16 protein-coding genes are annotated in these 17,959 nt (G+C 68.7%); 2 read left to right on the top strand and 14 right to left on the bottom strand.

The genetic code is table 11. The annotated features are described in order from the left end of the window. Positions 1-21 precede the first annotated feature (21 nt). From AC6LJ2_RS03530 to AC6LJ2_RS03490, 9 genes are all read right to left on the bottom strand, one after another. Positions 22-1,056 (bottom strand): HAD family hydrolase, encoded by a 1,035-nt coding sequence (locus AC6LJ2_RS03530; RefSeq protein WP_498150847.1) that lies wholly within the window; start codon positions 1,054-1,056, stop codon positions 22-24. Further along, on the bottom strand, positions 1,056-2,471 hold the full coding sequence (locus AC6LJ2_RS03525) for a BatD family protein (RefSeq protein WP_498150790.1): 1,416 nt from the start codon (positions 2,469-2,471) through the stop codon (positions 1,056-1,058). Before AC6LJ2_RS03525 ends, AC6LJ2_RS03530 begins: the two co-directional genes overlap by 1 nt. Then, positions 2,468-4,027, bottom strand: a complete 1,560-nt coding sequence (locus AC6LJ2_RS03520; protein ID WP_498150789.1) for a VWA domain-containing protein — start codon at positions 4,025-4,027, stop codon at positions 2,468-2,470. The genes AC6LJ2_RS03525 and AC6LJ2_RS03520 overlap by 4 nt, the downstream gene beginning before the upstream one ends. Next, positions 4,012-5,028, bottom strand: coding sequence for a vWA domain-containing protein (locus tag AC6LJ2_RS03515; RefSeq protein WP_498150788.1), 1,017 nt, complete (start codon positions 5,026-5,028; stop codon positions 4,012-4,014). The genes AC6LJ2_RS03520 and AC6LJ2_RS03515 overlap by 16 nt, the downstream gene beginning before the upstream one ends. Next, positions 5,015-5,515, bottom strand: a complete 501-nt coding sequence (locus tag AC6LJ2_RS03510; RefSeq protein WP_498150787.1) for a DUF4381 domain-containing protein — start codon at positions 5,513-5,515, stop codon at positions 5,015-5,017. The genes AC6LJ2_RS03515 and AC6LJ2_RS03510 overlap by 14 nt, the downstream gene beginning before the upstream one ends. After that, on the bottom strand, positions 5,512-6,465 hold the full coding sequence (locus AC6LJ2_RS03505) for a DUF58 domain-containing protein (RefSeq protein ID WP_498150786.1): 954 nt from the start codon (positions 6,463-6,465) through the stop codon (positions 5,512-5,514). Before AC6LJ2_RS03505 ends, AC6LJ2_RS03510 begins: the two co-directional genes overlap by 4 nt. An 8-nt stretch (positions 6,466-6,473) precedes the next feature. After that, complete coding sequence (locus tag AC6LJ2_RS03500; RefSeq protein WP_498150785.1) at positions 6,474-7,442, bottom strand: AAA family ATPase; 969 nt, start codon at positions 7,440-7,442, stop codon at positions 6,474-6,476. Positions 7,443-7,499: 57 nt separating this feature from the next. Next, entirely contained in the window at positions 7,500-8,648 is a 1,149-nt protein-coding gene (locus AC6LJ2_RS03495; RefSeq protein ID WP_498150784.1) for a formylglycine-generating enzyme family protein, read from the bottom strand. Positions 8,649-9,133: 485 nt separating this feature from the next. Continuing rightward, the gene (locus tag AC6LJ2_RS03490; protein ID WP_498150783.1) at positions 9,134-10,807 is read right to left on the bottom strand and encodes an NAD(P)/FAD-dependent oxidoreductase; all 1,674 of its coding nucleotides are present in this window, start codon (positions 10,805-10,807) and stop codon (positions 9,134-9,136) included. Between the two features lie 219 nt (positions 10,808-11,026). Between AC6LJ2_RS03490 and AC6LJ2_RS03485 the strand changes: the two genes are divergently transcribed. Continuing rightward, positions 11,027-11,509 (top strand): hypothetical protein, encoded by a 483-nt coding sequence (locus AC6LJ2_RS03485; RefSeq protein WP_498150782.1) that lies wholly within the window; start codon positions 11,027-11,029, stop codon positions 11,507-11,509. A gap of 75 nt (positions 11,510-11,584) precedes the next feature. Here the strand turns inward: AC6LJ2_RS03485 and AC6LJ2_RS03480 are convergent, their stop codons facing one another. Further along, entirely contained in the window at positions 11,585-12,709 is a 1,125-nt protein-coding gene (locus AC6LJ2_RS03480) for an agmatine deiminase family protein (RefSeq protein ID WP_498150781.1), read from the bottom strand. 130 nt (positions 12,710-12,839) lie between these two features. On the opposite strand from AC6LJ2_RS03480, the gene AC6LJ2_RS03475 reads away from it, so the two are divergent. Then, positions 12,840-13,712, top strand: a complete 873-nt coding sequence (locus AC6LJ2_RS03475) for a LysR substrate-binding domain-containing protein (RefSeq protein WP_498150780.1) — start codon at positions 12,840-12,842, stop codon at positions 13,710-13,712. Between the two features lie 54 nt (positions 13,713-13,766). Here the strand turns inward: AC6LJ2_RS03475 and AC6LJ2_RS03470 are convergent, their stop codons facing one another. The 4 genes from AC6LJ2_RS03470 to AC6LJ2_RS03455 are packed head-to-tail and all read right to left on the bottom strand — an operon-like array spanning position 13,767 to position 17,940. Next, complete coding sequence (locus AC6LJ2_RS03470; RefSeq protein ID WP_498150779.1) at positions 13,767-14,528, bottom strand: amino acid ABC transporter ATP-binding protein; 762 nt, start codon at positions 14,526-14,528, stop codon at positions 13,767-13,769. Further along, positions 14,525-15,622 (bottom strand): amino acid ABC transporter permease, encoded by a 1,098-nt coding sequence (locus tag AC6LJ2_RS03465; protein ID WP_498150778.1) that lies wholly within the window; start codon positions 15,620-15,622, stop codon positions 14,525-14,527. The genes AC6LJ2_RS03470 and AC6LJ2_RS03465 overlap by 4 nt, the downstream gene beginning before the upstream one ends. Then, entirely contained in the window at positions 15,619-16,767 is a 1,149-nt protein-coding gene (locus tag AC6LJ2_RS03460; RefSeq protein WP_263914575.1) for an amino acid ABC transporter permease, read from the bottom strand. The genes AC6LJ2_RS03465 and AC6LJ2_RS03460 overlap by 4 nt, the downstream gene beginning before the upstream one ends. A 45-nt stretch (positions 16,768-16,812) precedes the next feature. Beyond that, positions 16,813-17,940 carry an amino acid ABC transporter substrate-binding protein gene (locus tag AC6LJ2_RS03455; RefSeq protein ID WP_498150777.1) on the bottom strand — a complete coding sequence of 376 codons (1,128 nt, stop codon included), beginning with the start codon at positions 17,938-17,940 and terminating at the stop codon, positions 16,813-16,815. Positions 17,941-17,959 lie beyond the last annotated feature (19 nt).

The raw sequence follows: 17,959 nt of genomic DNA, 5'->3' as shown, positions 1-17,959 counted from the left end.
GTACTCCCGGGTCATGCTCCTTCAAGGCTTTTCGAACGCGTATACCCGACGCCATTCCGTTTTCATGTCCACGACCGTCCAGCCGCTGCGGCGCGCTTCGTCCAGCGCGCGGTCCAGCCGGCCGATGTCGGAATCGCGGTCGTAGGCCCATTCACGCTCGGCATCGGTGTGGTGGACGATGCCGGCAAAGCGCTTGCCGGGGCCAGCGGCGGTCCACTGCAGCATCTGCAGGTCGCCGTCGGAATTGCCGAACGCCAGCAGCGGGCGCCGGCCGATGTAGCGCTGGATAGCCACCGGCTTGCCGGGGCCGTCGTCGTTGAATTCCAGCTTGCCCTGGCGCCACAGCACGGGCTGGCCGCCGCGCTGCTCGAACGTGGTGACGAAGCTGCTGCCGATGACCTGTTCGGGCGGTATGCCGTAGGCGGCCTGGGCCCAGGGGCGCATGAATTCCGTTTCGCCGCCGGACACGATGTAGGTCTTGAAACCCTTCGCGCGCAGGTAATCCAGCAATTCACGCATCGGCGCATAGGTCATCGCGGTGTAGGGCTGGTTGAAGCGCGGGTGCCGGGCGGTGGCCGTCCATTGGGTGACGCTTTGGGTGAAGTCGTCCACGCTCATCTGCGTGTGGGTGGCGCCGATGATCTTGAACAGGCCCGCCTGGCCCGACTTGGCCAGGGCGGCCTTGTCGTCATTGAGGGCCGCCTTGAATGGCTGGCGCGTCGTCCATTCGGGATGCCGCGGCGCCATGGCCTTGATGCGGTCCAGGGCGAACAGCACCTGGAAGTACAAGGGCTGTTCGGACCACAGCGTGCCGTCGTTGTCGAACACGGCAATGCGCGCGTCGGTCGCCACGAAGTCCGGGCTGCCCGGTTGCGTCACGGCCTGCACGAAGTCGAGGATGGCGGTGCGCGATGGCCCCTCGTTCCAGGAAGGCAATGTCGCCGCGGGCGTAACCGCCTTCTGGGGCGAGGCACAGGCGGCCAGCAGCAACATCGCCGCGATGCCGGCCCATCGTGCCGCCCAGCGCCGAGCCCGCCGTTCAAGGGTCGCTTGCATCATGCACTCCCATGCGCCTCGGGGCGCGGTTGCGGTTCGCCGGGCGTTTGCGGATTCAACGCGTCGGGCAAGGAATAAGGGGCAATCGGCCTGCGCCGCGTTCGCCAGGTGTGCCGCCAGGCCCGCGACGCGCGGGACAGCGCGTGGCGCCATGCTGCGTTCCTGGACGGTTCGGCATAGGCGCCCCGCAACGCATCTGCCGCCGTGCGGCGGGCGTCAGCCCCCAAGGGCGCCACGCCCGAGCGCACGTCGTGCGCGCCGGCCGCCAGGCGCAGCCAGCGATAGAAGGCGCTCAACGAGGCGGTCTGGCCGCGGGCCTCGCGCTGCCAGGCGCGCCAATGCCAGGCTTCGCTCGCGCGTCTTGCCGCCCGCGCGTGTTCGGCACGCTGGCGCAATCGGCTGCCCAGCCGCCGCCAGCGCGGCCAGATCAGCCACACCAGGGCAATGGCCGCCAGCAGCGCCGCGCCCCATTGCACCCAGGCCGCCGGAATCACCCAACGCAAGCCGTGGCGCAACCGGGCCAGATCGTCGGCCAGCGAAAATGGCGGCGTCGCCTTCGGCGCGGCGGCCACCAACACGTCGCGCCCGGGCAGTTGCGCCTGCGCCGGCAGGCCGGTGGCGTCATCGCGCCATCGCACCGTGATGGGCGGCAGGCCGAAGGAACCTGCCGCTTGCGCCACGTAATCGGCGCGGTCGATGCGCTGCCCACCCACGAATTGGCCCCGGCCGTCGTCCAGCGGCGTCACCTCGGGTTCTCGCGGGTAGCGCTTGAAGCCGGGCACGTCCGGCAGGCTGACGGCAGGCAGCATCAGCGCCTGCACGCCGGGCGCCCGTTGGGTGATGGCCCGTGTGATGCTGCCGCCGACCACGAGCGGATCGGGCGCCAGGGAGAAATCCTGCGATACCGTCAGCTTGCCCGATACCAGGCCCGGCTCGTCTGTCGCGGCCGGCGCGGCCACCGGCAATGACAAGGGCTGGCTCGATCCGGATGCGATGTCGTTGTGCGGTCCAACCTGCGCGGTCACCGCCAGCGCCGGCACCTGCACGGTGCCGGCCGCCGTCGGGCTGAGCAGGTAGGTGTATCGCAGCCCGCTGTAGGCCACGCCATCGATGGTGTCGCGCCGCAGTTCGCCCTGCCCCGTCGGCGGCGTGACCGCGATGCCAGGCAGGTTCAGCGCGGGCAGCTGCGGCGGCTGCGTGAACCAGGTGGGCGTCATGACGTCCAGGTGCAGCTGCAACGTCGTGCCGATGCGCACCTGGGCCGGCGCTTGCAGGCTGGCGGTCACGCGCAAGGCAGGCGCGGGCTGGGGTTGGGGTTGCGCGAACGCGGTTTGGGCGAACGCCACGCCGGATAGCGTCAGCGCCAGCAAGCACGCCAGGTTGCGCCATGGCGAGGGTCTGCGCCAGGTCGTCACGGGCGCACCCCTGCTGCGTTTGTCGGGGCCTTGGTGGCCGAATTCGCGGCGGAATGCGTTGCGGCCTCTTCCACCGCGAACCGGCCGCGCAGGAACCGGGCCGGCGACAGCGTCAGGTTGCTCAGCCATTGTTCTTCCGACGCCGCCTGCGCCACGGGTGCAGCGGTCTTCTGGCCCTGCTTGGCAGACTTGTCGGCGATGGTCTGGTCGGGCCGCTCGGCCTGGTCACCCTGAGCCTCCTGAGTCATCGACGCCAGCATTCGCTCGACGATGCCGCGGTTGACCAGGGCGGCGTCCCAGCCTGGCGCCAGCGCCAATGCCCGGTCGTAAGCGGCCAACGCCGCATCGTATTGCCGCAGACGCGTCTGCGTGTTGCCGACGTAGAACTGGCCTTCGGCGGTGTCCAGCTTGGAAAACGCGGCGAGCGCGGCGGTGTAGTCCCCCGCCTGGTACGCCGCCCGGCCCTTCCAATACGGGTCCTGGAAGCGTTGCGCGGCCGCGTCGTAATGGCCTTGATCAAATGCCAGGCGGCCTTGCTGGTCCGCGGTCAGGAAGGCATCGGCCAGCGGATTGGCGCGCGTGTCCGTGGGCGCGGCCAACGAGACGGCCAGCACAACGGCGGCCGTCCAGCCGACATTCCAGCCGCGCCGCACGGCCAGCAACGCCAGCAAGGCCAGCGGCCAGCACAGCCAATAGCCCGCGTCGCGCCAGTGAATGGCGCCCGACCGGGCATCCTGCACTGCCTGGAAATGCTGTTGGGCGTGCAGCGTAATCCAGTCCAGGTCGTCCGGCCCGAGCGTCAGGCTGCCCAGCGGCGCGCCCGCGGCGTTGGCCAGGCCCCGCAGCGCTGCCTGGTTCAGGCCGGTCTGCCCCACGGCCATCACCAGCACCTGCAGATCCTCCGCTTTCTGCGCGCCCTGGCGCACGGCGTCGAACTGGCTGGCATCTGCCCCATCGGTGAGCAGCAGCAAGGTACCGCCGGCACGTTCGGCGACCAGCACTTGCGCCGCCAGCGCGATGGCACCGGCCGCATCCCTGCCCTGCGGCCCGATCAGGTCGGATGCCAGCGCCTGGGCAAACAGGTCCAGCAATGCGGCGTCGTCGGTGGGCGGCAAGACCAGGTGGCTGCTGCCGGCATAGGCGATCAGGCCGGTCTTGGCGCCCGCGCGCCGGGCGGCCAGGTCGCGCACCAGGTGCTTGGCGGCTTCCAGCCGCGACGGCGGCACGTCGGGGGCGTCCATGGACGCCCCCAGGGCCACGGCGACGATCAGCGGCGCCACGTTGTCCAGGAAATCGGGCTGGTCGCGCTGCCACGTCGGGCCGGCCGCGGCCAGCGAACCGAAGGCCAGGATGGCGGCCAGCGCATCGATCGGACGCGGCCCGCGGCTGCCCGGCGTGCGCACGAGCAGGTACGGCAGGAGCGCGGGCGCGATCCGGCTGCCCCGGCCGGCGGCGTCCCGGTCGCCTCGGCAGGACCCCCATGCCAGGGCGGTCGCCAGCAGGCCCAGCAGCCACCACGGGCGCAGGAAATGAAAGGCGCTCAGGTCGACGTCCATGAGGCCTCCTCGTTGCGTACGTGGCGGTCGGCGCGCAGGCGTCGGCCCGCCAGCGCGGCAATGCCGTGCCAGGCGATCAACAGGGCCAGCGCCAGGCCGAGCGGCAACCAGAAATAGTCGCGCTTGGGCTGGTGCCGCAGCGTGTTCACTTCCTGAGGGGTGATGCGGTCCAGCGTGGCGTACACCGCTTGCAGGCTGGCCAGGTCCTGTGCCTTGAAGAATTGCCCGCCGGTCGTCCGGGCAATGCCTTGCAGCACGTTGAAATCCACCCGGTCTTCGCCGGTGGCGGCCGGGTCGCCGATGCCGATGGTGTGCACCGTGATGTGGTGCGTCTTGGCCAGGGCGGCGGCGCGCGCGGGCGGCACGGCGCTGCCCGTGTCGTTGCCGTCGGTCAGCAGGATCAGCACCTTGTCCCGTTCCTTGGCCGCGTCCAGCATGCGGATGCCCAGCCCGATGGCATCGCCCAGCGCCGTGTTGGGCCCGGCCATGCCGACCTCGGTGCGGTCCAGCAGCAGGCGCAGCGCAACGTGGTCTTCGGTCAGGGGCGCTTGCGGATAGGCGCCCGTGCCGAACACGATCAGCCCCAGCCGGTCGTTCGCCCGCTTGTCGATGAAGTCGGCCACCACCGCCTTTACGGCCTGCCAACGGCTTTGCGCCCGTCCCTGCGGGTCGCGGAAATCGGCGGTGTCCATCGACTGCGAGATATCGACGGCCAACAGCACGTCGCGCACCGCCTGCGTATGCGTCAGCGGCGGCTCGACCCACTGCGGCCGCGCCAGCGCCAGCACCAGCAGCAGCCACACCGCCACATTGAGCCAGAGCTGGCCGCGCCGGGTGCGCACGCCGGGGCGGGACGGCGTCTGCCCCGTGAGCGCGGCGACGGTATCGAAGAACGGCACGCGCAGCGCGCTGCGGGGCTGCACGTACGCCGGCAGCCAGCGATAAGCGGCCAGCGCCAGGGGCGCCGCGGCGAGCAGCCAGGGATACTCAAGGCGCCACATGGTGATTCACCATCCAGGTGCGACAGGACTGGATCAACTGCGCCAGCGAGGCGCTGTCCAGCTGGCGCACGGCGTCGTCCGACGCATAGGCCAGTTGGGTCAGCAACTGCGGTGCATCGCCTGGAAAGCCCTGCCCCGCGCCGCGTTCCAGGTACGCAAGCCAGGCGTCGCCGCTCAGCGGCGCCACCTGGGCGCGCGCCGAGGCAGGTTGCGCCGCCAGCGCCGTCCGCTTGAGCAAGGCCGGCAGGCCACGCGCCGCCAACGGGTCGCTGGCCGCAATCCGCGCCAACTGGTTCAATGCCGCCAGGCCTTGGCGTCGATAGCGGTTGCGACGATGGCGGCGCCAGCCGACCCATGCCGCCCAGGCGCTGCCGGCCAACAGCAGCAGCGCCGCCACGGCCCACCCCCACGTTTGCGGCCAATAGGACACGGCGGCCGGCAACGGCAGCTCGCGCAACTGATCCAGGCCGGGCAATGCGTCGCTCATGCGTGCGCTCCGGTGGTCGGCGTCACGGCCTGCCTGCCGAGTTCGCGGCGCAATTGCAGGCTTTCATCGTCCGCCGTGTCGATGGACAGCAGCGGCACGCGGCTGCGGCGCAGCAGTTGCGCCACCTGCCGCAGGCGGCCACTGAAGAAGTCGGCCAGCGGCTGCCTTTCCCGCCGGCGGCCCACGGCAATTTCCAGCTGCACTTCCCCCTGCGTGACCACCATGCGGCCGGCGCTGGGCAGCTGCTGCGCCATGGGATCGAACACCAGCATCGCCAGCACGTCATTGTGGGCCGCCAACAGGCGCAGCGCGCGCAGCGTGGCCTCGTCGGCGCCCGCGAAGTCGCTGATGACGCAGACCAGGCAATCATGCGGCGCGGTGGCCAGCGCACCGCGCAGCGCGGCATTCAAGCCCTGCGCGGCGGGCACGTCGGGGCCGTCGGCCGACAACGCCGCGTTGGCGCGCGCCACCTCGGCCAGCAGCGCCCGTACCCGGTCGCGGCTGCGCAGCGGCTTGAAAGCCCTGATGCCACGGTCGTCGAACACCAGTCCGCCGACGCGGTCCCCGCCCCGATAGGCGATCCAGGCGGCCAGCGCCGCCAGCCGGGCCGCGACGGCGCACTTGAAGGCGCGCACGGAGCCGAAGTACATGCTCATGCGCTGGTCCACGACGATCAGGGCCGGCCGGTCCCGTTCTTCGGTATAGGCGCGCACCAGCGGCTTGCCATAGCGCAAGGACGCGCGCAAATCCAGGCGCCGCAGGTCGTCGCCCGCCACATAGCGGCGCAGTTCCGCGAAATCCAGCCCCCGGCCGCGCAGGCGCGATCCGTGCGGCCCGGCCAACACGCTGCTCAAGGGCTGCCGGGCGGTGAACGACAGGCCGACCGCCGCCGCTTCCAGGGCGATCAGTTCGGCCAGCGGCGGATGGACGGGATGCGGCGCGGGGCTCATGGCGCTTCCTAGGCCGGGACGGCCACGACGTCCAGCATCCGGTCGATGACCTGTTCGGCGGTGACGCCATCGGCCACGGCGTCATAGGACAGGTGCAGGCGATGCCGCAACACCGCATGGGCCACGGCGCGCACATCGTCCGGCGTACTGAAGTCCGCGTCCGCCAGCCAGGCATGGGCCCGGGCGGCCCGATCCAGCGCAATCGCGCCGCGCGGGCTGGCCCCCACCTGTATCCAGCGCGCCAGGTCGGCGTCGTAGTCGCCCGGCCGCCGCGTGGCGTTGACCAGATCCACGGTGTAGCGGTCCACGGCCGGCGCCACGTGTACCGCGGCGGCGGCCTGGCGACAGGCCAGCAGGGCGTCCTGGGTCAGCGGCGCGTCGTCGTCACCGCCCTGCTCCGGCATGCTTCGCAGCAATGCCAGCATGGCCATTTCGTCCTCGGCGCTGGGATAGTCCAGCCGGATCTTCATCAGGAAGCGGTCCATCTGCGCTTCGGGCAGCGGATACGTGCCCTCTTGCTCGATCGGGTTCTGCGTGGCCAGCACCATGAACAGCGCGGGCATCTTGCGGGTGTGGCCGCCCACGGTGATCTGCCGTTCTTCCATGGCCTCGAGCAGCGCGGACTGCACCTTGGCGGGTGCGCGATTGATCTCGTCGGCCAGGATCAGGTTGCCGAACAGCGGGCCAGGCTCGAACGCAATCTGGTTGCGCCCCTGCGCGTCCTGGCGCAGCACGTCGGCGCCGGTGATGTCCGACGGCAGCAGGTCGGGGGTGAACTGAATGCGGCTCATGTCCGCCGCCAGGTGTGCGGCCATGGCCTTGACCATGCGGGTCTTGGCCAGCCCGGGCAGGCTTTCGAGCAGCACGTGCCCGTCGGCCACCAAGGCGATCAGCAGGTGGCGCACCACCTGCGCCTGGCCCAGCACGTCTCGGGAAATTGCCGCTTCCAACGCCAGAATGCCATTGCGCAACGCCATGGGTATCCCTTCGTCAAACGCACACCTGTACGGGTCGCCCGGGCTGCGGGCGAGGCATCAACGGCTGGCCACGTGCCCTGGACGGGTCTGGGCCTGCTTCCATTGGTCGGGCGTCATCACCGTGCGAAAGCCCAGGTGCGACATGCCGTTCAACGGATCCGTGCCGCGCCGGGCGCTGGCCCGGTAGCTGATGCAGTACGTGTCGCTGCACAGGAACGAACCGCCGCGCGTCACCCGTTTGGGGGCCGACACGGGGACGTTGGCGTCGTCGGGATCAAAGCTGTCGGCCGGGCCGGCGGGGTCCTGCGGCGGCTGACGGTATTGCGCCTGGATGCGGAACGCATCCGCGCGATACCAGTCGGCGGTCCATTGCCACACATTGCCGGCCATGTCGTACAGGCCATACGCGTTGGGCGGAAAACTGCCGACGGGCGTCGTGCCCACCTGGATCTTCTCGTCCTTGACCACCGGGAACGGCTGCTGCTGTTGCGTGTCCCAGATATTGGCCATGGGCTTGCCTTGCGGGCTCAGTTCATTGCCCCAGGCATAGGTGGCCTGTTCCAGCCCGCCGCGCGCGGCGAATTCCCATTCCGCCTCGGTCGGCAGGCGCTTGCCGGCCCATTTGGCGTAGGCCTGCGCGTCTTCGTACGACACCTGCACGACCGGGTGGTCGTCCTTGCCGTCGATGGAACTGCCCGGGCCTTGCGGATGGCGCCAGCTGGCGCCCGGAATGAAGCGCCACCAGCGGCTGTAGTCGCGCAGCGAGACCTCGGACGCCGTACCGACGAAAACCATGGCGCCAGGCACGAGCAGCCGGTCGTCGGGGCGCGGGGTGCCCGGCGGCAGCTGGACCTTCAGGTCTTCCCAGCGGGGTTTCTGTTCGGCCGTCGTGACATACCCGGTGGCGTCGACGAAACGGCGGAATTCCGCGTTCGTCACATCGTGGGTGTCCATCCAGAAGCCGCTGACCCGCACGCGATGCGGCGGCAATTCATTGGGCTGCGACAGTTTATGGTCGTTGCCCATGCGGAATTCGGCGCCCGGAATCCAGGCCATGCCCGCCGGCCCCTGCTTGCCGTCACCGAGCGTGACGGTCGGCGCACCGGGCTTCGAGGGGGTGCCGGTGCTGGCCACGTAAGCGCCCAGGGCGCTTGCGCCAAGCAGTATGCCAACCACCGTTAAACCGACTTTCAGTTGTTGCTTCACGTGCCCCTCCGTACTTCCGTGGAAACGAAACGGTGCGCTCTGGCCGAGCGCTTTTGGGTATCACGAATGGCTTATCGCTTTGAAGCTGAAACAGGACTGCGTCTGGCGGGTCTGGGTTGCGTCGCATTAATGCCGAAATGGCTGCCCACATTATCTGAACGGCAAATGGCGAGGCTGACTTTTGTTAGCGCTCGCAACGCAGGACATTGTCGGGAATACCCGAATTTTCATAGGGAACGCATCGAAAAACAGGCTTGGGCCTGAATATTATTGTTACGCAAATATTGCGAATATCGCACGAATCCTCGCATTCCGTTCGCGGCGAGAAATGGCAACGACAAACTGGAAAATCGTTTGGGAGTCGATTATTGCGTAGCGCCCGAGATAATCGGCGCCAGCCGCCGGACGATTATCTCGGACCGCACGAGCGGCCCGGCAAGATTGCCGCGCCGTCCTCACCCGCAGGCTTGCGCCCGCCTGCCCGATCAGTAGTCGTCGCTTTCGCCGCGGCGATTGCCGCCGGTGATCGGCCCGGTGCCCAGGATGTGCAAGGCCACGGCCTCGGCGACCTTCATGCCGTCGATGGCGGCCGACATGATGCCGCCCGCGTAGCCGGCGCCTTCACCGGCCGGGAACAGGCCATTGGTGTTCATGCTCTGGAAGTCGTCGCGGCGCGTGATGCGCAGCGGCGACGAGGTGCGCGTTTCCACGCCGGTCAGCACGGCGTCGCGCATGGCGAAGCCCTTGATCTGGCGTTCGAACGCGGGCAAGGCTTCGCGGATGGCGGCAATGGCGTAGTCCGGCAGGCTGGTCGACAGGTCGGTCAGCTTGATGCCGGGTTTGTACGACGGCGTCACGCTGCCCAGCGCGGTCGACGGGCGGCCGTCCAGGAAGTCGCCCACCAGTTGCGCCGGGGCGCAGTAGTCGCGGCCGCCCAGTTCATAGGCACGGGCTTCCCAGTGGCGCTGGAAGTCGATGCCGGCCAGGGGCGACGCATCGATGCCGGGATAGTCCTTGGGCTGGATGCCCACCACGATGCCGGCGTTGGCGTTGCGTTCGTTGCGCGAATACTGGCTCATGCCGTTGGTGACCACGCCGCCGGGTTCGGATGCCGCCGCCACCACGGTGCCGCCCGGGCACATGCAGAAGCTGTACACCGACCGGCCGTTGGCCGCGTGGTGCACCAGCTTGTAGTCGGCCGCGCCCAGCACCGGGTGGCCAGCGCTGGGGCCGAAGCGCGCGCGGTCGATGAGCGACTGCGGATGCTCGATGCGGAACCCCAGCGAAAACGGCTTGGGCTCGATGAACACGCCGCGCGCATGCAGCATGCGGAAGGTGTCGCGGGCACTGTGGCCCACGGCCAGCACCACATGGCGGGCCGCGATGAACTCGCCATCGGCCAGGCGCACGCCGCGCACCTGGCCGTCCTCGATCTCGATGTCGTCGACGCGGCTTTCAAAGCGGAACTCGCCGCCCAGCGATTCGATCTGGGCGCGCATCTGCTCGATCATCTTGACCAGGCGGAAGGTGCCGATGTGCGGCTTGCTGACGTACAGGATTTCGGGCGGCGCGTCGGCCGCCACGAATTCCTGCAACACCTTGCGGCCGTAGTGCTTCGGGTCCTTGACCTGGGTCGACAGCTTGCCGTCGGAAAACGTGCCCGCCCCGCCCTCGCCGAACTGCACGTTCGATTCGGGCTGCAGTTCATGCTTGCGCCACAGGCCCCAGGTGTCCTTGGTGCGCTCGCGCACCACGCGGCCGCGTTCCAGGATCAGCGGCTTGAAGCCCATCTGCGCCAGGATCAGCGCCACGAACAGGCCGCAGGGGCCAAAGCCGATGACCACCGGCCGGCTGCCTTGCGGCAGGTCCGCCGGGGCGTGGCCCACGTATTGGTATTCCAGCGGCGGCGTCGGCATCACGGTACGCACGCCGGCCATGCGTTTGAGCACGGCGGCCTCGTCGGCCACGTCGATGTCGATGGAATACGTCAGCGTGATCGCGCTGCGCTTGCGCGCGTCGTAGCTGCGGCGAAAGATGGTGAGCGACCGCAGGGCCTCGGGGGCGATGCCCAGGCGGGCACAGGCGGCGGTACGCAGGGTGTCGTCGATGTCGTCTTGCGAGGTCGACAGGGGCAGGATGATTTCGGTCAGGCGCAACATGAGGCAAGGGAACCGTGTCAGGGTTCAAGGGCTCGGCAAAGGCGTATTAGACCATGGCCGCCGTGGGGTGTTACATCTTTTACGCCGAAGAAACCGCCGTCATTTTGGCCGGGAATAGAATGCGGCCTTTCGGACTAGCCTCAAAGAAGCGCCACAATGTTCCGCCACCTCCCCCGCCCCACTTCAGTCTCGGCTTTCCGCTCGGTTTCCCGCCCCGCTTTGCACCCCATCTCCCTCGGTTCCGCCGCCCTGGGCCTGGCCTTGCTGGGCGGTTGCGTCTACCACCCGCCCGCCAACCAGCTGGATCGCTACGCCCGCAGCATGATCGGCCAGAACCTGGAGTCGGTCACTGCCCAGTTCGGTCCCGAAGACGCGCAAGGCGGCTCGGCCGCCTACCCCAATATCGGCACCCCTCAGAACCCGCGCTACGTGCACACGTGGAGCCGCTTCGGGTCCACCCAGCACCGCCGCTTCGTGCAGACCGGGACCGCCTCGGCCGGTAGCACGCTGGTCACGGTGCTGCCGGCTGGCGGCGGCCAGGGCGCCATTCCGATCTACCAGCAGAACACCGCGCCCACCGGCTACTACACCGAGGAAGGCGAGTCCTGCTACATGTCGTTCACCACCGATGCCAACAAGCGCATCCTCAGCTACGACCTGCTGGGCGGTTATTGCGACAACCTGTTCCTGGGCGGTCGCTGACGACGGCGGATCGGGCCGCGTCACCGCGCACGAATCACGCCACGGCGTCGTCCCTCGGCGCCGTGCATGGCGCCGCTACACCGCCGGCTGCTGGTGCGTGACGCAGTGAATCCCGCCGCCGCCCGAGGCGATCGCATCGATGTCCAGCTGCACCACGGTGCGGTCCGGATACAGCGCCTGCAACACCTCGCGCGCCTTGGCGTCGGCCTCGCGGTCGCCGAATTCCGGGGCAATCACCGCGCCGTTGATGACGAAGTAGTTGATGTAGCCGGCGGCGAAGTCCGGGTTGTCGTCCTGGAACACGCTGGGCCGCGGGTTCAGCGGCGGCGATACGGTGTGCAATTGCAGCCGGTTGCCGTCGGCATCGGTGGCGGTTTTCAGAATGTCCAGGTGCCGGCGCGTCAGGTCGTAGTCGTACGAATCCGGGTCCATGTCCAGGTTGGCCAGCACCACGCCGGGCCGCACGAAGCGGGCGTAGAAATCCACGTGGGCATCGGTGATGTCGCGGCCCTTGATGCCCGGCAACCAGATGATCTTGCGCAGGCCCAGGCATAGCTTCAGTTCGGCCTCCACGTCGGCGCGCGACCAGTCCGGGTTGCGGTTGCGGTTGATCCAGCTGCTTTCGGTCATGATGCCGGTGCCGCGGCCGTCGACTTCGATGCCGCCGCCCTCGCCCACCAGTTCGCTGCGCACGTGGCGGGCCCGCGCTTCCTTGGCCATGCGCGCGGCCACCAGCGCGTCGGCGTCGTGGTCCTGCTTTTCGCCCCAGCCGTTGAAGTTGAAATCCATGCCGGTCAGGCCGCCCTGCCCGTCCACCAGGAAGTTGGCGCCGATGTCGCGCATCCAGATGTCGTCCAGCTCGGCCGCGAGGAAGGTGGTGTTGTCGGTGCCGCAATGGCGGCGGGCCAGCGCCATTTCATGGGCGCGGCAGAACACGGTGACCGGCTGGTAGGCGGCGATGGCGCGGGTGATGCGGCCCAGCGCGGCCTGCACGGCGGGGGTGAAGTCCTTCCAGATGGCCGGCTGCGCGCCGAACGCAATGAACGCCCGCACCTGCTTGTCGCCTTCGTCGGGCATGCGCCAATGCACCCCGGCACCGGCTTGGGCGCGCGTGGCCAACAGGCCGGCTCCCGAGGCGGCGACTATCCGGGTGGCGGCCAGTGCAGACAGTTGTTTGACGAAATGGCGACGCGTAAACATAAGTAAATCCAATCAGTGGTGAAAATCGCTGAAATCCGGCTCTACGGCCTGGAAAGCATCGTAGAGCCACCCATGTCGCCCGAACAAGCGATATATTTAGCGGACTTCTGATTAGATTTTCTTATCGATCATGCTCAAACAATGGCCGCCGCTGAATGTGCTGCGAGGCTTCGAAGCCGCCGCCCGGCTGGGCAGTTTCCACAAAGCTGCCGACGAACTGCACCTGACCCAGTCCGCCATCAGCCAGCAGATCCGCAGCCTGGAAACCTATCTGGAACAACCGCTGTTCCATCGCCAGGGCCGCAGCGTCGTGCTGACCGATGCCGGCGTCGATCTGCTGGGCACCACCCAGGCCATGCTGCTGCAACTGGCCACCGGCATCCGCCGGCTGGACCAATACCGCAAGCCCAACCAGCTGATCGTCAACACCAGCCCGTCGTTTGCGCGCCACTGGCTGGTGCCGCGCCTGGCGGTGTTCCACGAACGGCATCCCGAGGTCGACCTGTGGCTCTACACCAGCGATGCCGCGCCGGACATGACGACCGAGACCATCGACATTGCGGTGCGCGATGACCTGGTGCCGCAGGCCGATTGCGAATTCCGCGTGCTGCGTGAAGACCGCCTGTACCCGGCCTGCCACCCTGACCTGCTGGCCCGTGATGCCGCGCAACGCACCACGCTGCACGGCGAACGCGAAATGGACTGGAGCTACTGGCGCATGCAGGGCGGCGCCGACGTCGGCGAGCGCGCCAGCGGCCTGAATTTCTCGGACCCGGGCCAGGTGCTGGATGCCGCGCGCCAGGGCCTGGGCATCGCCCTGGTGGCCGAGCTGCTGGCGCAGGATGCCTGCGCCGATGGCGCGCTGATCGCGATGACGCCCCAGACCGTGCGAGGCCCCAAGTGGAGCTGGCTGGTGCATCGCGACAGCCGCAACGACCTGGCCGCAGGGTTTTGTGCCTGGCTATGCGAGGCGTTGGGAGTGGACTGGAAACGCTGGGATTGAAGGCGGCGGGGCCCAGCCGGCGCGCGGAATGCTGGGCCCGGCCCGACTTGCCTGTCAATGCAGGATCCGCTCCAGGAACGCCCGCGTCCGCTCGTGCCGGGGGTGATCGAAGAATTCCCCCGGCGCGCCCGTCTCGATGATGCGCCCGCCGTCCATGAACACCACGCGGTCCGCGACGTTGCGTGCAAAGCCCATTTCATGGGTCACGCACAGCATGGTCATGCCGTCGTCGGCCAGCGACGTCATCACATCCAGCACCTCTTTGACCATTTCCGGGTCCAGCGCCGACGTGGGCTCGTCGAACAGCATGATGCGCGGCTGCATGCACAGCGACCGTGCGATCGCCACGCGCTGCTGTTGGCCGCCCGACAGTTGGCCGGGATACTTGCCGGCCTGGTCGGGAATGCGCACCCGTTCCAGGTAGCGCATCGCCAGGTCCACGGCCTGGGCACGCGGCATGCGCCGCACCTGGGTCGGCGCCAGGATGCAGTTTTCCAGCACCGTCAGGTGCGGGAACAGATTGAAGTGCTGGAACACCATGCCGGCATCCGTGCGCACGCCGTCCACGGCGCGCAGGTCGTCGGTCAGTTCCACGCCGTTGACGACGATGGCACCCTGCTGGTGCCGTTCCAGCCGGTTGATGCAGCGGATCAGGGTCGACTTGCCCGAGCCCGACGGCCCGCAGATCACCAGGCGTTCGCCCGGTTGCACTTGCAGGTCGATGTCCTGCAGCACATGAAAGTCGCCATACCACTTGTTCATGCCCGCGATGGTGATCGCGGGCGGCGCCGCGCCATTGGCGTGCGGTTTGGTCATCGGAGTTCCCCTTTTTTGTAGCGGTGTTCCAGCCACATCGAATAGCGCGACAGGCCGAAGCAAATGCAGAAATAGATCGATGCGATGAAGAGATAGGTCTCGACGTACGGCGTGGGCCAGGCCGGATCGGTCAAGGCGGCGCGGCCGGCGCTGAGCAGGTCGAACAGGCCCACGATCAGCACCAGGCTGGTGTTCTTGATCATCACGATGGCGGTGTTGGTCAGGGGCGCGATGACCTTGCGCAACGCCTGCGGCAGCACCACCAGCCGCGTCATCTGCCACCACGACAGGCCCAGCGCCCGCGACGCCTCGGCCTGGCCCGGCGGTATCGCCTGCAAGCCGCCGCGGATCACTTCGGCCAGGTAGGCCGCCGAAAACACCGTCAAGGCGATGCCGGCGCGCAGCAGGCTGTCGATCGTCATGCCGGCGGGCAGCATGATGGGCAGCACGATGGACGCCATGAACAGCAGGCTCACCAGCGGCAGGCCCCGGATCAATTCGATGATGCCCACGCTGATGAGACGCGCGGTGGGCAGGCTGCCGCGGCGCCCCAGCGCCAGCAGCACGCCCAGCGGCAGGCCGGCGCCCAGCGAGCACACCGCCAGCAGCAGCGTCACCGGCAGGCCGCCCCACGAGGCCGTCGGCACCCGCGCCAGGCCGAACACGCCGCCCTGCATCAGCGCCAGGCCCGCGGCCATGCCGACGATCCACCACACCGCCGTGCGCAGGCGCCAGTGCCGCGGGCTCAGCGAGTACACCGTCATGGCCAGGATGAAGCCGCACACGACCGTGGGCCGCCACTGCTCGCCCGGCGGATAGATGCCGAACAGGATCTGGCGCATCTTCTCGCCCAGGAAGGCCCAGCAGGCGCCGCTGGCCTGGCGGCAGACATCGCCGGTGGCGCCGGGCCAGACGGCGTCGATCACGGCCCAGTCGATCAGGCGGCCGGCCGCGGCCAGCACCAGCGCCAGGGTGGCCACGGTGGCCAGCGCGCTGAACAGGCTGCCGAACAGCCGGTGCCACACGGTATCGCGGCGGTCGCGCGGCGCCTGGCGCGCCGGCTGCGGCGCGGCGGTGGAAAGGGTCAGGCTCATGCGCGTTGCGTCCTCAGAAGGCGGCGGTTGTACAGGTTCATGAACAGCGACACGGACAGGCTGATGCTCAGGTACACCGCCATCAGCACCGCCACGCCCTCGATGGCCTGGCCGGTCTGGTTGATGGTGGTGGTGATGACGAACGACAGGTCGGGGTAACCCACCGCCAGCGCCAGCGTGGTGTTCTTGATGATGGACAGGTACTGGCTGGTCATCGGCGGGATGATCACCCGCAGCGCCTGCGGCACCACGATCCAGCGCAGCGCGGCCCCGGGTTTCAGGCCCAGCGAATGCGCCGCTTCCCATTGGCCGGCCGGCACCGCATCGATGCCGCCGCGGATGATCTCGCCCGAAAAGGCGGCCGAGTAGATCGTCAGGCCCACCAGCAAGGCGGTGAATTCCGGCGTGAAGGCCGTGCCGCCGATGAAGTTCAGGCCGCGCAGCGTGGGGCTGTCGACCTGCAAGGTGGCGCCGCCCCACCCCGCCGCCCCGGCCGCCACGGCCAGCGCCGCGACCAGGCCCAGCGACCGCCACGGCACCGCCCGGGCCGTGCCGCGGCGAGCCAGGCGCCATGCCCCCCACAGCAGCAGCGCCGCCACGAGCAGCCCGCCGATCAAGGCCTGGCTATTTCCCTGCACCGACACGCTGGGAAAGAACAGCCCGCGCACCGACAGGAAGACGCCCGGCAGCGGCTGCAGCGCCTGCCGTACCGGCGGCAGGTTGAGCGTCACCAGGCTGTACCAGAACAGCAGCTGCACCACCAAGGGCGTGTTGCGCACGGCTTCCAGATACACCGTGGCGATGCCGTGGACCAGCGGATGGCGGCTGCGGCGGGCCAGCGCCAGCCCAAAGCCCAGCACGGTCGAGGCCACGATCACCAGCGCCGAGATATACAGCGTGTTGACCAGCCCCACCACGAAGGCGCGGCCATAGCTATCGGTGGGCTGGTAGGCCAGCAGGCTTTCCGCCATGGGAAAGCGCGCCGCCTCGCCGAGGTAGCCGAAGCCCATGGCGATGCCGCGCTGGGTCAGGTTGGCGTGCGCGTTCCAGGCCAGCCACCCCACCGCCCCGAGAAAACCGCAGGCGATCAGCGCCTGCATCAGGACGGCCCGGGCGCGGCCGTCGAACCAAAGTCGCTTGAACATGATGTGCCTCTACGCAATGCGCGTCGTCGTGAGCCGCGCCGCGGCTCAGTTGAAGACGTAGGGGTACATCAGGCCGCCGTCGCGGTACAGGCGGTTCATGCCGCGTTCGAGCTTCATCGGGCTGTTCTTGCCGACGTTGCGCTCGAAGATCTCGCCGTAATTGCCCAGCTGCTTGACGATGTTGTAGGCCCAGCGCTCGTCCAGCCCCAGCGCCTTGCCGTTGCCGGGTTCCACGCCCAGGAAACGGGCGATGCGCGGGTCGGTGGATTTGAGCATCTCGTCCACGTTGGCCTGGGTGATGCCCATGTCTTCGGCCGCGATCGGCACCTGGATCACCCACTTCACGATGTCGAACCAGCGGTCGTCGCCGTGGCGCACCGACGGCGTCAGGGCCTCGCTGTGGCCGCTGGCCGGGAAGATCACGTAATCGTCCGGGTTCTGCGCCTGGGTGGCACGCACCGCCGCCAAGGCCGACGCGTCGGTGATCAGGCCATCGCAGCGGCCCGAAAAGAAGGCCTGGCGCGAGGCCGCCACGTTGTCGAACAGCACGGTTTTCAGACCCAGCTTGAACTTGCGCGACAGGTCGGCCACCGTCACTTCATTGGTGGACCCCGTCTGCACGCAGATGGTGGCGCCCACCATGTCCTTGGTCTGCGTGATGCCCAGGTCCTTGCGCACCATGAAGGCGTCGAACTCGTAGTAGTTCGGGTAGGTGAAGTTGATGCCGTTGGCATCGCGCCGCAGCGTCCAGGACGTGGTGCGCGGCAGCACGTCGATCTGGCCGGTCTGCAAGGCGGTCAGGCGTTGCTGGCCCGTCAGCGGCACGAAACGCGCCTTGGACGCATCGCCCAGCACCGCAATGGCGATGGCGCGGCAGGTGTCCACGTCCAGCCCCTTCCAGTTGCCGTCCTTGTCCGGCGCCGAAAAACCGGTGGTGCCGTGGCCGGACCCGCAGATGACGTAGCCGCGGGCGCGGATCTGGTCCACGGTGGGGCTGTTGGTCTGGGTGACGGCCCCCGCCACGGGCGATGCGCCCGCCGCGGGGGCCTCGGGCACCGCGGCAGGCGCGGCGGACTGGGCGAATGCGGCCGACGGCGCCAGGACGGCCGTCGTGGAGACCACCGCGGCGACCAGGACCCGGCCGCCAAAACGCGAAGTGAAACGAGACAACATGGCAATTCCCCTTGCTATA

It is taken from the genome of Achromobacter sp. 1014246743 (assembly GCF_059760725.1).
This window is presented reverse-complemented; position numbering and strand designations above follow the sequence as displayed.

Bases quoted from the DNA above. Each gene is read 5' to 3' on its own strand.
- AC6LJ2_RS03530 (WP_498150847.1), bottom strand. From the start codon at position 1,056: ATGCAAGCGACCCTTGAACGGCGGGCTCGGCGCTGGGCGGCACGATGG.
- AC6LJ2_RS03520 (WP_498150789.1), bottom strand. From the start codon at position 4,027: ATGGACGTCGACCTGAGCGCCTTTCATTTCCTGCGCCCGTGGTGGCTG.
- AC6LJ2_RS03515 (WP_498150788.1), bottom strand. From the start codon at position 5,028: ATGTGGCGCCTTGAGTATCCCTGGCTGCTCGCCGCGGCGCCCCTGGCG.
- AC6LJ2_RS03510 (WP_498150787.1), bottom strand. From the start codon at position 5,515: ATGAGCGACGCATTGCCCGGCCTGGATCAGTTGCGCGAGCTGCCGTTG.
- AC6LJ2_RS03505 (WP_498150786.1), bottom strand. From the start codon at position 6,465: ATGAGCCCCGCGCCGCATCCCGTCCATCCGCCGCTGGCCGAACTGATC.
- AC6LJ2_RS03500 (WP_498150785.1), bottom strand. From the start codon at position 7,442: ATGGCGTTGCGCAATGGCATTCTGGCGTTGGAAGCGGCAATTTCCCGA.
- AC6LJ2_RS03490 (WP_498150783.1), bottom strand. From the start codon at position 10,807: ATGTTGCGCCTGACCGAAATCATCCTGCCCCTGTCGACCTCGCAAGAC.
- AC6LJ2_RS03480 (WP_498150781.1), bottom strand. From the start codon at position 12,709: ATGTTTACGCGTCGCCATTTCGTCAAACAACTGTCTGCACTGGCCGCC.
- AC6LJ2_RS03475 (WP_498150780.1), top strand. From the start codon at position 12,840: ATGCTCAAACAATGGCCGCCGCTGAATGTGCTGCGAGGCTTCGAAGCC.
- AC6LJ2_RS03470 (WP_498150779.1), bottom strand. From the start codon at position 14,528: ATGACCAAACCGCACGCCAATGGCGCGGCGCCGCCCGCGATCACCATC.
- AC6LJ2_RS03465 (WP_498150778.1), bottom strand. From the start codon at position 15,622: ATGAGCCTGACCCTTTCCACCGCCGCGCCGCAGCCGGCGCGCCAGGCG.
- AC6LJ2_RS03460 (WP_263914575.1), bottom strand. From the start codon at position 16,767: ATGTTCAAGCGACTTTGGTTCGACGGCCGCGCCCGGGCCGTCCTGATG.
- AC6LJ2_RS03455 (WP_498150777.1), bottom strand. From the start codon at position 17,940: ATGTTGTCTCGTTTCACTTCGCGTTTTGGCGGCCGGGTCCTGGTCGCC.